This window comes from Limnobacter sp. (assembly GCF_036846585.1).
In the GTDB taxonomy this organism is placed as follows: domain Bacteria; phylum Pseudomonadota; class Gammaproteobacteria; order Burkholderiales; family Burkholderiaceae_B; genus Limnobacter.
In genome coordinates this window covers 1-12409 of sequence record NZ_DAIUBR010000031.1, presented here as the reverse complement: position 1 = coordinate 12409, position 12409 = coordinate 1, and the positions used below count along the sequence as shown (strand labels likewise).

General features: G+C 53.6%; 12 protein-coding genes. 5 read left to right on the top strand and 7 right to left on the bottom strand.

What is annotated here, in order from left to right; translation table 11 throughout:
* Positions 1-9: 9 nt before the first annotated feature.
* The 7 genes from V7028_RS12600 to V7028_RS12570 form a co-directional block, all read right to left on the bottom strand.
* Positions 10-276 carry a hypothetical protein gene (locus V7028_RS12600; protein ID WP_334120434.1) on the bottom strand — a complete coding sequence of 89 codons (267 nt, stop codon included), beginning with the start codon at positions 274-276 and terminating at the stop codon, positions 10-12.
* Positions 269-769, bottom strand: a complete 501-nt coding sequence (mobB, locus tag V7028_RS12595) for a molybdopterin-guanine dinucleotide biosynthesis protein B (RefSeq protein ID WP_334120433.1) — start codon at positions 767-769, stop codon at positions 269-271. Before mobB ends, V7028_RS12600 begins: the two co-directional genes overlap by 8 nt.
* Before the next feature lies 1 nt (position 770).
* Positions 771-2933, bottom strand: coding sequence for a sensor histidine kinase (locus V7028_RS12590; protein WP_334120432.1), 2163 nt, complete (start codon positions 2931-2933; stop codon positions 771-773).
* Positions 2918-4330: a sigma-54-dependent transcriptional regulator gene (locus V7028_RS12585; protein ID WP_334120431.1), complete on the bottom strand. Its 1413-nt coding sequence runs from the start codon at positions 4328-4330 to the stop codon at positions 2918-2920. Before V7028_RS12585 ends, V7028_RS12590 begins: the two co-directional genes overlap by 16 nt.
* A 112-nt stretch (positions 4331-4442) precedes the next feature.
* A complete protein-coding gene (gene thrC / locus V7028_RS12580; protein WP_334120430.1) occupies positions 4443-5858 on the bottom strand; it encodes a threonine synthase in 1416 nt (471 codons plus the stop codon).
* A gap of 1 nt (position 5859) precedes the next feature.
* Positions 5860-7173: a homoserine dehydrogenase gene (locus tag V7028_RS12575; protein ID WP_334120429.1), complete on the bottom strand. Its 1314-nt coding sequence runs from the start codon at positions 7171-7173 to the stop codon at positions 5860-5862.
* A gap of 7 nt (positions 7174-7180) precedes the next feature.
* Positions 7181-8407, bottom strand: a complete 1227-nt coding sequence (locus V7028_RS12570; protein ID WP_334120428.1) for a pyridoxal phosphate-dependent aminotransferase — start codon at positions 8405-8407, stop codon at positions 7181-7183.
* A 129-nt stretch (positions 8408-8536) separates the two neighbouring features.
* Between V7028_RS12570 and V7028_RS12565 the strand changes: the two genes are divergently transcribed.
* The 5 genes from V7028_RS12565 to V7028_RS12545 all read left to right on the top strand — a co-directional run.
* Complete coding sequence (locus tag V7028_RS12565) at positions 8537-8914, top strand: Mth938-like domain-containing protein (protein WP_334120427.1); 378 nt, start codon at positions 8537-8539, stop codon at positions 8912-8914.
* Positions 8911-9282 carry an SMR family transporter gene (locus V7028_RS12560; protein ID WP_334120426.1) on the top strand — a complete coding sequence of 124 codons (372 nt, stop codon included), beginning with the start codon at positions 8911-8913 and terminating at the stop codon, positions 9280-9282. The genes V7028_RS12565 and V7028_RS12560 overlap by 4 nt, the downstream gene beginning before the upstream one ends.
* 80 nt (positions 9283-9362) lie before the next feature.
* The gene (locus tag V7028_RS12555; protein ID WP_334120425.1) at positions 9363-9833 is read left to right on the top strand and encodes a peroxiredoxin; all 471 of its coding nucleotides are present in this window, start codon (positions 9363-9365) and stop codon (positions 9831-9833) included.
* Between the two features lie 67 nt (positions 9834-9900).
* Entirely contained in the window at positions 9901-11556 is a 1656-nt protein-coding gene (locus V7028_RS12550; RefSeq protein WP_334120424.1) for a PhoH family protein, read from the top strand.
* A 261-nt stretch (positions 11557-11817) separates the two neighbouring features.
* Positions 11818-12409, top strand: a 592-nt coding sequence (locus tag V7028_RS12545; protein ID WP_334120423.1) for a hypothetical protein, incomplete at its 3' end; no start/stop codon positions are given.

Below are 12409 nucleotides of genomic sequence, written 5' to 3'. Positions count from 1 at the left end.
GAACATCATTCATCTGGTTCTCGCCCGCCTTCCCGACGCACCCGCCGGCACGCGTTGCGACACAGCGAACTGCACGCCTTGGACAATGTCGGCACAACGCACGGCATAACCATCCATGCCGCTGTTGTCGTGCTGCGGCACATTCAGTTGTGAAAACACATCACAGGCCACCACGCACCCCAATGCCGCATTCAGGTTCACTGTTTCAGTTCTCGGGGTATTATTGCTTGCAGCCAAAGGCCACACCTGCGCCAGCAGGTCATTGAGTTCAACCATTCACAAACCGTTTCAAAATAAACTGCGCAATCGATGCAGGGTCGTTCAAAGGCAAGGTGGGCAAACCACGGAATTCGATGGCCGTGTCGCAGGCCACCGCCACAATGTTGGGATCTTGGGGATGCAACATGGGCTTGCCATTGGCTTCCCGCCAAATTTCAATTTTTGGAATATTGGCCCGCTTGAAGCCTTCAACAATCACCAGGTCACAGGGCGAGAGCTTGCTCAACTGATCCTCGAGCGTGGGCTCGGCTTCGTCGCGCAATTCATGCATCAGCACCCAGCGCTTGTTGGCGGTAATCAGCACTTCATAGGCACCTGCTTCGCGATGCCGGTAGGAATCCTTGCCGGGGCGATCGATGTCGAAATCGTGGTGGGCATGCTTGATGACTGACACACGAACCCCCTCCCCGATCAGGATGGGCAACAGTTGCTCAATCAATGTGGTTTTACCCACGCCGGAGAAACCGGCAAATCCAAAAACCTTGGGCACTTCAACTTCCTTCTGACAGTTGCTTCTCGATCAACAAAATCTGCTGACCAGTTTCTTTCAAAATATCGGCCGACGGCCGGGCCTTGCATCGCAAGACGATTTCGAAACATGCGCCGAATTGTGGCGCATTTTCCGGCACCACCGGGCTTTTGGCCTGTAAATCACCACCATACCGCTGCACCAGCATGCGGGAAACCGGCAAGCCAAGTCCCGTGCCTTTGCCTGCATGTTTGGTGGTGTAGAACATTTTAAAAATAAGCTGCAGACGTTCTGGAGCAATCGGCTCACCATTATTTTGCACCTGAATACTGACTGCTTTTTGACCATCTGCCAATGCCATGTCGCGTGTTTCAACAGATATCAAGGGCGGTTCGTCCAGCACTGCAGCCTGTTCATGAAACGACCCCTCCAGTGCATGCGTGGCATTGATCAACAAGTTCACCATGACCTGCTGCAATTCTGTTTTGCTGATTTGCACGGTTTCACGCGCGTTGAGTTCCAGCTTGAGCTGTGCTCGCGCCGCTTCTATTTCGCTGCGCACAAAAAGAATGCTGTCCTGAATCACCTCGTTTACATTCACTTCTTCAGTGTAGGAGGCATATTCATCGGGTCGGCAAAACTGCAGCAGCTTTTGCACAATGTTGCGCATGCGATGTACCTGCTCATCAAGCAGGCGCAGGGTTTTCATGCTTTCGGGGTCGTTCAGGGTGATGCGAATCAAATCCAGATGCCCCATCATGATGGCCAGCGGGTTGTTGAATTCATGCGCAATACCGGCGGTCAGTTGGCCCATTGCCGCCAGTTTTTCCGAGGCCAGCAACTGTTCCACTGCCTGATGCAGTTTTTGGTTAACGGCCTGAAGGTCCGCGGTGCGCTGGCGCACACGTTCATCCAGTTCTTCATTGAGCCCCAGCAGTTCACTGCGGCGTGCGTCCAGTTGATCCAGCAGCACATCGAAGTGATTGGCCAGGTCTGCAAATTCGTCTTCACGCCGAAGGTCGCCCACACGGGCCGCCGCATCGCCCCTTTCCTGCAAACTCATGATGTAGTTCATGCGCCGCAATGGATAAAAAATACCCGATGTTAAACGCACCACCATCATGGCACCCAGCACCATGGCAGCGCCCACGGCCAGCAAAAATAAAATCAGCAATTGGGTTTTGATGTTGGCATAAGGTGCTTCAAGAAATCCCACGTAGAACATGCCGATTCGCGCGCCGTCCGGGCTTAACAGGGGGGCATAGGCTGCCACATACCAATCGTTTACTACAAAAGCCCGTTCAAGCCAGACTTCCCCCCGACCCAATACACTTTGACGAACCACATCGGAAACCCGGGTGCCCAAGGCACGGGATTCCCCGTCCCGCCGAACCGTGGTGGCCACGCGCACATCTTCCAGAAATATGGTGGTGGTGCCAATCGATCCTTCAAGCAAGGTGTTGGGCGAATAAATCAGGTCATTGATTTTATCGACCAACTCAAGGTTTCCGTTGAGCAACAAGCCACCTTCCAGATAGCCCAGCATGTTGCCATCGCTGAACAAGGGCTGAAGCACCTGTACCACCAGCCCACGGTCTTCGGCACTTTTTGATGAAGGGCTCGCATTCCATGTTGGCAAAATGGCCTGCACGGCACGGGAAGCCAGTTCCGGTGAAATGTCATTCAGCTCGGCGTTTGACAGCAACACGGTGTAACTGCCCGATTCACGAAACTTGACTGATTTCTGAATCTCGGTGCCCAACATGTAAGGCAAACGCGCAGGGAAAGAATTCACGACCATTCCTGTCGGACTGATCAGGCGAAGGTAGGCAAAACCCAACTTCTCTGCCTGCGCCCGAAGGTCTTTGTTGTTCAGCTTGCCACCCTGGCGCTGCAACAGGTTGCGAAGATGCGCGCTTTCAGACCAGGCCTTCAGCGCGTCATATTTATTTTCCTGTACATCGGTGAATTCCTGCTGGGCAAGCACCAGGTCGCTTCGCACTTTGGAGATCAAGATTTTTGTGTAGGCCGCCTGACCAGCCGACCACACCAGCAGGGCCACAACCGGGATAAGCACCAACAACGGAATGCAGGCCGTCACCACCAGTTTGGTTTTAACGGTCCAGTGGCTGGGCCAAAAATGCCCGCGTGGCGGGAACGGCCGCTGACCTATTCTTGGCTCCACGCCATGCACTTTCTTTCAAGTGTTTTTCGGGACACGCCCAAACGGCGGGCCGCTTCGGACTTGTTGCCGCTGCACGCATTCAACACGCGAAGAATGTGGGCTTTTTCAACCTGTTCCAGCGATTCATTCTGCAGGTCTTCTTCAACAGCGGTGCGCTCATCCAGATCAAGATTCAAAGGCAAATCTTCTTTGGGGAAGTAACCCAGGATCAGAGACCTTTCGATGAAATTTCGCAATTCACGCACATTGCCCGGCCATTCGTAGGCCTGCAAACGGGCCTGCATTTCCTGGCTTATTTTCAAGGGGTCAATGCGCAGTTTTTTGGCAAACACCTTGATGAAGTAATTGGCCAGTAAATCAATGTCATCCGGGCGCGAACGCAGCGGAGGCATTTCAATCGGCATGACCTGCAAGCGGTAATACAGGTCTTGGCGAAAGCGCCCGCGTTTCACTTCCACTTCAAGGTTCACGTTGGTGGCCGCGACAATGCGCACGTCCACATCCACTTCCTTGGTGCTGCCCACGGGTCGGATCCGACGGTCTTCCAGAACCCGCAACAACTTGGTTTGCATGCTCAGTGGCAGTTCACCAATTTCGTCAAGAAACAGCGTGCCACCCTGCGCATAATAAAACAAACCTTGGTGCGACTCAGTGGCACCCGTGAACGCGCCTTTGGCGTGACCAAACAGTTCACTTTCAATCAGTTCAGGCGAAATGGCACCGCAGTTGATGGGCACAAAGGGCCTTTCACTTCGCAGGCTCATGCCGTGCAGGGTGCGGGCCAGTACCTCCTTGCCTGAACCGGATTCGCCGGTGAGCAACACCGTTGAATCGGTGGGTGCAACCTTGGCCACCAGCCTGCGCAACTGGCGAACAATGGGGCTTTCGCCCACCATCACTTGCTCATTTTGCTGAAGATTGGACACAGCCCGCTTCAACACAAAGTTTTCGCGTTTCAAGCGGTTTTGATCGGCAGCACGGTCCAGCGCATACCACAGCTGATCAATTCGAAAGGGTTTTTGCAGGAAGTCTTGTGCCCCGGCACGCAGGGCACCAATTGCTGTGTCCATGTCGGCATAACCGGTGATCAGGATCACATCGCCTTCGTAACTGCCCTGGCGCAATTCATTCAACCAGGCCAAACCACTTTTACCAGGCAAACTCACATCCAGCACAATTGTGCTGTAGTCGTGGTTTTCAAACAGGGCTTGGGCCATTTCAACGGATCCCGCAGTATCGACCCGCGCAAAACGGGTTTCCAGCGCTTTCTCAAGGAAATGGCGCATGCCAGGTTCGTCATCCACGGCCAGGGCGGACAAACCCTTTCTGGGCTGGGCATCAATGCCTTGGCCGGGTGCCACTTCGGGAGAATCAACAATGTCGGATGGCGAGGTCAAAACGATGGCTTCAAGCGGTGTTTCTCAACCTTGCTATTGTTCATGATTCCGTTTGGACCTGCAAGTTAGGTAAACCCTATTACTTGCAGGTAAACGATTGATTGAAAACAGACTACAGACCGGTATTTTCTGCAATGAAGGCTTTCACCTGATCAACGGAAACCGGCATTTCAACCACGCGTTGTGACAGTTTTTCAATGCCTTCAAAAGCCTTGGGGACAGGCGGTGTTTGCCCGGTGGCTTCTTCGATGGTTTCCGCAAATTTCACGGCCAGTGCTGTTTCCAGCACCACCATGGGCACACCCGGCTCAACAAGCTCACGAGCCACTTTCACCGCATCGGCGGTGTGGGTGTCGATCAGTGTGCCGGTGCGGGCATACACTTCCTTGATGGTGTCCAGGCGGTTCTGATGGCTTGATGAACCGGACTGAAAACCGAAGTCTGATTCAATGTGCTTGAAGCGCGAATCATGGGACAAGTCAAAATGACCATTTTTGGCCAAATCTTGCCACAAGGCCTTCAAGGCCTTGGGGTCGCGGCCCAGCAAGTCGTACACAAAGCGTTCGAAATTCGATGCCTTGGAAATGTCCATCGACGGGCTGGAGGTGATGTACGTTTCCTTCGAAGTCCGGGGGCGGTACACACCGGTTTTAAAAAATTCATCCAGCACATTGTTTTCATTGGTTGCCACAATCAGCTTGCGGATTGGCAAACCCATTTGGCGTGCAATGTGCCCGGCCAGCACGTTGCCAAAGTTGCCCGAAGGCACAGCAAAGCTGACCGGGTCGCCGATCTTTTCTGCCGTGCGCAGGTAGGCGTTGAAGTAGTACACAACCTGGGCAGAAATGCGGCCCCAGTTGATGGAATTGACCGTACCGATTTTCTGGCGGTTTTTAAACGCCAAGTCTTCACTGACAGCCTTCACGATGTCTTGGCAATCGTCGAACAAACCTTCCACTGCAATGTTGAAGATATTCGGGTCTTGCAGGCTGTACATTTGGGCGCGCTGGAATGCGCTCATTTTGCCCAAGGGGCTTAGCATGAACACGCGCACGCCTTTTTTGCCACGCATGGCGTATTCGGCTGCCGAACCCGTGTCGCCGCTGGTTGCCCCCAAAATGTTCAGTTCACGGTTGGTGCGTGCAAGCTGGTATTCAAACAGGTTACCCAGCAATTGCATGGCCATGTCTTTGAAGGCCAGCGTGGGGCCATTCGAAAGCTCCAGTACCTTGATGCCGTCGAACAGCTCGCGCACCGGGGTAATTTCTTCGGTGCCGTACACGGCCTTGGTGTAGGTTTTCGTGGTCAGCGTTTTCAGGTCGGCTTCAGGAATGTCAGTGGCGTAAGGACGCAGCACTTCAAAGGCCAATTCACCGTAACTCAGGTTTTTCCAGCTTTCCAGCACATGCAGGGCCACTTGGGGATAAAACTCGGGCACGGCAAGGCCACCATCAGGCGCCAAACCTTCCAGCAAAATTCCAGAAAAATCTTGGGGGTCCATTCCCCCACGGCTGCTGAAGTATTTCATTTCAGCTCAAGTCCTCTACACGAATACGGGTCAATGGGCCATGCACGCTATCAAGTGCTTCAATTTTGGCGATGGCTTTGTTCACATCGCCTTCCACACAACGGTGGGTCAGCAGAACAATTTCAGCGGTTTCTTTTTCGCTGGTGGCCTGGCGTTGAATCATGGCTTCAATTGAAATTTGGTTGTCCGCCAGCAAGCGGGTCACTTCAGCCAAGACGCCCGGGCGGTCGTCCACAGCCAAACGCAAGTAAAAGGCAGTGACCACTTTATCCATGGGCAGCACTTCCAGATTCTGGATACCTTCCTTCTGGAAGGCCAACACAGGTACACGGCTGGCCAAAGGGGCCTGGCTTGCACGCGCAATTTCAATAAGGTCAGCCACCACAGCAGACGCAGTGGGCAGGCTGCCAGCGCCAGCACCATAATACAAGGTTGGGCCGACGGCGTTGGCTTTCACCAGCACGGCGTTCATCACCCCTTCCACATTGGCGATCAGCCGTTTGCCCGGAATCAGGGTGGGGTGTACGCGCAGCTCCACACCGTGGTCTGTGCGCTTGGCAATGCCCAGCAACTTGACCCGGTAGCCCAGTTGTTCGGCAAACTGAATGTCTTCCTTGGTCAGCTTGGTGATGCCTTCAATATAAGCCTTTTCAAACTGAACGGGCACACCAAAAGCAATTGAGCTCAGCAGGCTGATTTTGTGGGCAGCGTCCACGCCTTCGATGTCAAAAGTGGGGTCGGCTTCGGCGTAGCCAAAAGCCTGGGCTTGAGCCAAAACATCGGCGAAGGGCAAGCCCTTGTCACGCATTTCGGAAAGAATAAAGTTGCAGGTGCCGTTGATAATACCTGCCACGTATTCAATTTTGTTGGCGGCCAAACCCTCCTTGATCGCCTTGATTACGGGAATACCACCAGCCACAGCGGCCTCGAAGGCCACCATCACATGTTTGGCTTCAGCAGCCGCAAAAATTTCATCGCCGTGCACGGCCAGAAGCGCCTTGTTAGCGGTTACCACGTGCTTGCCTGCATTGATTGCGGCCAACACCAATTGCTTGGCAATGGTGTAGCCACCGATCAGTTCAACCACCACATCAATGTCGTCGCGCTTCACGGCTTCGAATGCATCGCCCAGCACCTCAACACCGGGGCCTGCCAGTTCACGGGCTTTGTCGGTGTTCAGGTCGGCAATAACGGTGATCTGAATTGGGAAACCCACACGGCGTTCAATTTCGCTCGCATTGTCTTTCAGCACATTGAAGGTGCCGGAACCGACGGTACCCAAACCCAGCAGGGCCACTCGAAGAGGTTTGTTCATTTTTAAATCAGCCAAGGTGTTGTTTTCGATAACTTTCCAGGAAGCGTGCAATTCTACCAACTGCGTCCGTCAAATCATCGGTGTTGGGTAGGAAAACCACCCGGAAATGATCCGGATTGATCCAATTAAAACCGGTACCCTGCACCACCAGTACCTTTTCGGCCTCCAACAGTTCCAGCACAAAGCGCTGGTCGTTCTTGATGGGGTACACCTTGGGGTCCAGGCGCGGGAACATGTACAGCGCCGCCTTGGGCTTGACGCAGGTAACACCGGGAATGGATGTCATCAGGTCATAGGCCAAATCGCGCTGGCGTGTTAAACGCCCGCCAGGACCCACAAGGTCGTTGATACTTTGGTAACCCCCTAGCGAGGTTTGAATGGCGTACTGACCGGGCACATTGGCGCACAGGCGCATGGACGCCATGATGCCCAAACCGTCGATGTAATCGGCGGCGTGGCGCTTGTCGCCCGAGATAACCATCCAGCCAGCGCGGTAACCACAGGCACGGTAGTTTTTCGACAGGCCGTTCATGGTGATGAACAGCACGTCGTCGGCCAACGATGCGATGGACGTGTGCTCAGCACCGTCGTACAACATCTTGTCGTAAATTTCGTCTGCGAAAATGATCAGGTGGTGTTCACGGGCAATTTGCACCAACTCCTGCAACACTTCTTCGGGGTACAAGGCACCCGTGGGGTTGTTGGGGTTGATGATCACCATGGCCTTGGTTTTTTCATTGATCAGGCTGCGCAGGTGCTTGGTGTCGGGGTACCAGTCGCTTTGCTCATCGCACAAATAGTGGCGCGGCGTGCCGCCGGAAATGCTTACAGCCGCTGTCCACAACGGGTAATCGGGTGCGGGTACCAGCACCTCGTCGCCATTGTTCAACAGACCTTGCATGCTCATCACGATCAGCTCGGAAACGCCATTGCCCACAGTAATGTCATCAAGCGTTACGCCCTTGATTTTCTTTTGCTGGGTGTAATGCATGATCGACTTGCGCGCCGCGAACAAGCCCTTGCTGTCACTGTAACCCGAGGCATCGCCCAGGTTCATGATCACGTCTTGCCGCACTTCATCGGGTGCCTCGAACCCAAATGGGGCCAGATTGCCGATGTTCAGCTTCAGGATTCGATGCCCTTCCTCTTCCAGCTGCCGCGCTCGCTGCATCACGGGCCCGCGGATGTCATAGCAAACATTGGCCAGCTTGGCAGATTTAAGAATGGGTTTCATGTCGACCTGTGTGTGGATTGTTGAGGTGATATTTAAGATGCTTATTCTTTTGCTTGCGCAAAGTCTTATAATTTAACCGTTTAGGCCAGTGCCTGCTAGGCTTTGGCCCCATCCTGGAGCATCTTTCGAATGAAATTTCAACCTGAATCGCTCGACAATCAATTCGTCGTTCAGCGGTATGACGAAGAAGGTGTCGTGATCAGCGGCAGGCTTCAAACGGAAAGTGTGGTGTTTGGCACCGATTTCACCCCCAGAATTTGGGAAAATGCGGGTTCTGGCCCCTTGACGCTGGCGCATTGCGAGTGGCTTTACAGCCAGTGCCCGCCCACCATGGAAGTGTTGCTGATTGGCACCGGCGCAAAACAGGTGTTTCCCGGCATGGACATCCGCAAGTTTTTTGCCAACAAGCGCTGCCCGGTAGAATACATGGACAGCCAGGCGGCCTGCCGCACCTACAATATTTTGATCGGGGAAGGCCGGCACGTAATTGCCGCAATTTTGCTATGACCACTTACGCCGCAATGCTTGTACTTTCCGGCGTGGTGTTGAATGCGCTGGCCCAGTTTTTCCTGAAAATGGCCACCAACAAGGTGGGGGTGATCGAGGCATCCAGTGCGCTTAGCCTGGGCGCTATGTCAGCCCTGTTTTTACAATGGCCGATGATCCTTGGCCTGTTCTGCTACGGGTTTTCACTGCTGATCTGGCTCATGGCCCTTTCACGGGTCGACGTTACCCTTGCCTACCCAATGCTGGCCATTGGCTATGTGATTAACGCCTTTGCCGCACAATACTTCCTCAATGAACCGGTCAGCCTGCAACGCTGGGTGGCCATTGGCGTGATCGTACTGGGTGTGGCGCTTTTGGCACGTTCCTGACACTGCATCCATTTTGCTGCCAAAAGCTGTGGTTATACTGATCTTGAAAATTCAAACCACAGACGCCAGGGAGCAGCACCGTGTCGCTTGAAGTCAACAGCAAAGTGCCTGATTTTTCAGCAGCTTGCACAGGCGGAGCAAATTTTGAGCTGTCCGCCCACGCTGGCAAGAATCTCGTTATTTATTTCTACCCCAAAGACAGCACGCCGGGCTGCACCACCGAAGGTGAAAACTTTCGCGATTTACACGCCGAATTCGCCAAAGCGGATTGTGTCATTTTTGGCGTCTCGCGCGACTCCCTGAAGTCGCATGAAAACTTCAAAGCCAAACTGGACATGCCGTTTGAACTGATTTCCGACCCGGATGAAAAAGTTTGTTTGCTTTTCGACGTCATGAAGATGAAAAACATGTACGGCAAACAAGTACGTGGCGTGGAAAGAAGTACCTTTGTAATCAACAAGAAAGGCCTTCTTGTGCAGGAGTGGCGCGGCTTGAAGGTGCCGGGTCACGCACAGGCGGTGCTTGACTTTGTACGCACAATCGGGGACTAATATCCCCACGGGCGCAGGATTGACGACCCTGCGCGATTTATGAGCTTCCTACTTCAGATCGTTGACAATGCCTCTTCCAAAAGAACCCAGCAAACCAGCAACCACACTGAACGAAATTCCTCCAATTGCGGCGCCCAAACCGAGAAAGCCGACCAAGAAAACCGAGGGAATTGACGGCTTGCCCAACAGTGGCAAAGCTGCACTAACCTTGGCCACCGACAACACGGTGACAGCCAAGTCCCCAGATTCAAACCGGAACAAGTCGATTCCAGGCGCAAGCACTGGCAAAGCAGGCAAGCCAACGGGCATGCCCATCGCGAAAGCGAAGCGACAGGTTACGCATGCGGGGAAAAAAATCTTCGTACTCGACACCAATGTGTTGATGCACGACCCCACGTCGCTATTCCGCTTTGAAGAACACGATGTGTTCTTGCCGCTTATAACCCTTGAGGAACTGGACGACCACAAAAAGGGCATGTCGGAAGTGGCACGCCACGCCCGCCAGGTAAGCCGGGCGCTGGATGCATTGATGGAGAACATCGATGACATTGAAAAAGGCGTGGCACTGAACCGCTTGGGCAACGTAGACGCCTTGGGCCGCCTGCTGGTGCAAACCACAGAACTGACCGCAGAACTTCCAAAAACACTGCCCGTGGGCAAAGCCGACAACCAGATTCTGGGCGTGGTATTTGCACTCAGCAAACACCACCCCGACCGGGAAGTGGCATTGGTGTCCAAAGACATCAACATGCGCATCAAGGCCCGTGCCCTGGGTTTGCTGGCCGAGGATTATTTCAACGACCAGGTGTTGGAAGACCGTGATTTGCTGTATTCAGGCTTCATGGAATTGCCTTCCGACTTCTGGGAGAAGAACAGCAAAGGGATTGAAAGCTGGCAGCAAGGTGGCAGCACCTTCTACCGCATCAGCGGCCCGGCCGTAAAAGACATGATGGTCAACCAGTTTGTGTATTGCGAAACTGGCATCCCCTTGATTGCACAGGTACTGGAAGTAAGCGGCCGCACCGCAGTGCTGAAAACCCTGCGGGATTTCAGCCACAACAAAAACAGCGTGTGGGGCATTACTGCACGCAACCGCGAACAAAACTTCGCGTTGAATTTGTTGATGAACCCGGAATGCGATTTCGTCACACTGCTTGGACAGGCAGGCACCGGCAAAACCTTGCTGGCCTTGGCCGCAGGTTTGTCGCAGGTTCTGGAAAGCAAACAGTATTCAGAAATCATCGTGACCCGTGCCACGGTACCGGTGGGTGAAGACATTGGCTTTTTACCCGGCACCGAAGAAGAAAAAATGGCCCCCTGGATGGGCGCTTTCGAGGACAACCTGGAAGTGTTGAACAAACCCGACCCTGGTAGTGGCGACTGGGGCCGATCCGCCACTACCGATTTGATTCGTACGAAGATCCGTATCAAGTCGATGAACTTCATGCGCGGGCGCACCTTCATCAACAAGTTTTTGATTATTGATGAGGCACAAAACCTGTCACCCAAACAAATGAAAACCCTGATTACCCGGGCGGGCCCTGGTACGAAGGTAATCTGTTTGGGCAACCTGGCGCAGATCGACACGCCTTACCTGACCGAGGGCTCTTCAGGCCTGACGTATGTGGTGGATCGATTCAAGGGCTGGCCGCATGCAGGGCATATTACGCTGCAGCGTGGTGAGCGTTCGCGCTTGGCTGATTTCGCGTCGGATAACCTTTGATGCGTTGATGGGCATGTGAGAAGTTGCATGCCCGGTGCGTTACAGGGCATTCGAGAAGTCGCATGCCCTCTTCCGCCGGATCGAAATGGAATAAAGCTAAAATGAGTTTCGTCAATTAAACTGGGTGGATGAGCAGCATATCCACAGAAGCGAACCAAGATTCGGTGCATGTGGTACCAGATACACACGGAGCCTTGATTTTCCTTTATCGATTGGTATACAGGCATGAAAATTAAATAACGCCATGTGCCACGGGGACGTATGAATATTCTTCAGTTCCTTCTTGCTGTGGCCAACTTTGTTCAGGCCGCCCGGCATCAAGCTATCGTCCTGATGCTGACGCTCTGCCTTTTCGTTGCCGCCACATACTTAGGCGCATCAGCAGCTGTGCAAGACACACTGCAAGGCTTTGAGCTTCCACCTTGGGTTGTGGCGATCGGGATCTTAATTTTCTGCTACGTTCTTGCGCACCTAGCCGTATCTTCGATGTGTTGGTTACTGAAAACAGCGAAAGTATTTGTAATCACCGGCTGGTCGAAGATCCGGAGCTGCTGGCGTAAGCTTCTCTCCGTACGCAGATCCAAGAGGCTCGCTCTTCAGCACATTGAGAGCCTCGTCGCTTCACTCAGCGTCGAAGAGCTTTCGTTCATGCAACTTTTTGAGCCAAGCGGCGAACGCCTCGCGCAGATGACCAACACGCTGCTGCCAAACACCGTATACAACGCCCATTACTCCCTCACGCAGAAAGGTCTCCTAGCAAAAGAGACAACGGCGCGAGAACACACTGAGCTCTTTTCCCTGGCCGAGGAAGTGGTAACACCTCTGCGCCGTCTTCTGTTCAACGGAACAGTTC

Bases quoted from the DNA above. Each gene is read 5' to 3' on its own strand.
- V7028_RS12600 (WP_334120434.1), bottom strand. From the start codon at position 276: ATGGTTGAACTCAATGACCTGCTGGCGCAGGTGTGGCCTTTGGCTGCA.
- thrC (WP_334120430.1), bottom strand. From the start codon at position 5,858: ATGAAATACTTCAGCAGCCGTGGGGGAATGGACCCCCAAGATTTTTCT.
- V7028_RS12575 (WP_334120429.1), bottom strand. From the start codon at position 7,173: ATGAACAAACCTCTTCGAGTGGCCCTGCTGGGTTTGGGTACCGTCGGT.
- V7028_RS12570 (WP_334120428.1), bottom strand. From the start codon at position 8,407: ATGAAACCCATTCTTAAATCTGCCAAGCTGGCCAATGTTTGCTATGAC.
- V7028_RS12565 (WP_334120427.1), top strand. From the start codon at position 8,537: ATGAAATTTCAACCTGAATCGCTCGACAATCAATTCGTCGTTCAGCGG.
- V7028_RS12560 (WP_334120426.1), top strand. From the start codon at position 8,911: ATGACCACTTACGCCGCAATGCTTGTACTTTCCGGCGTGGTGTTGAAT.
- V7028_RS12550 (WP_334120424.1), top strand. From the start codon at position 9,901: ATGCCTCTTCCAAAAGAACCCAGCAAACCAGCAACCACACTGAACGAA.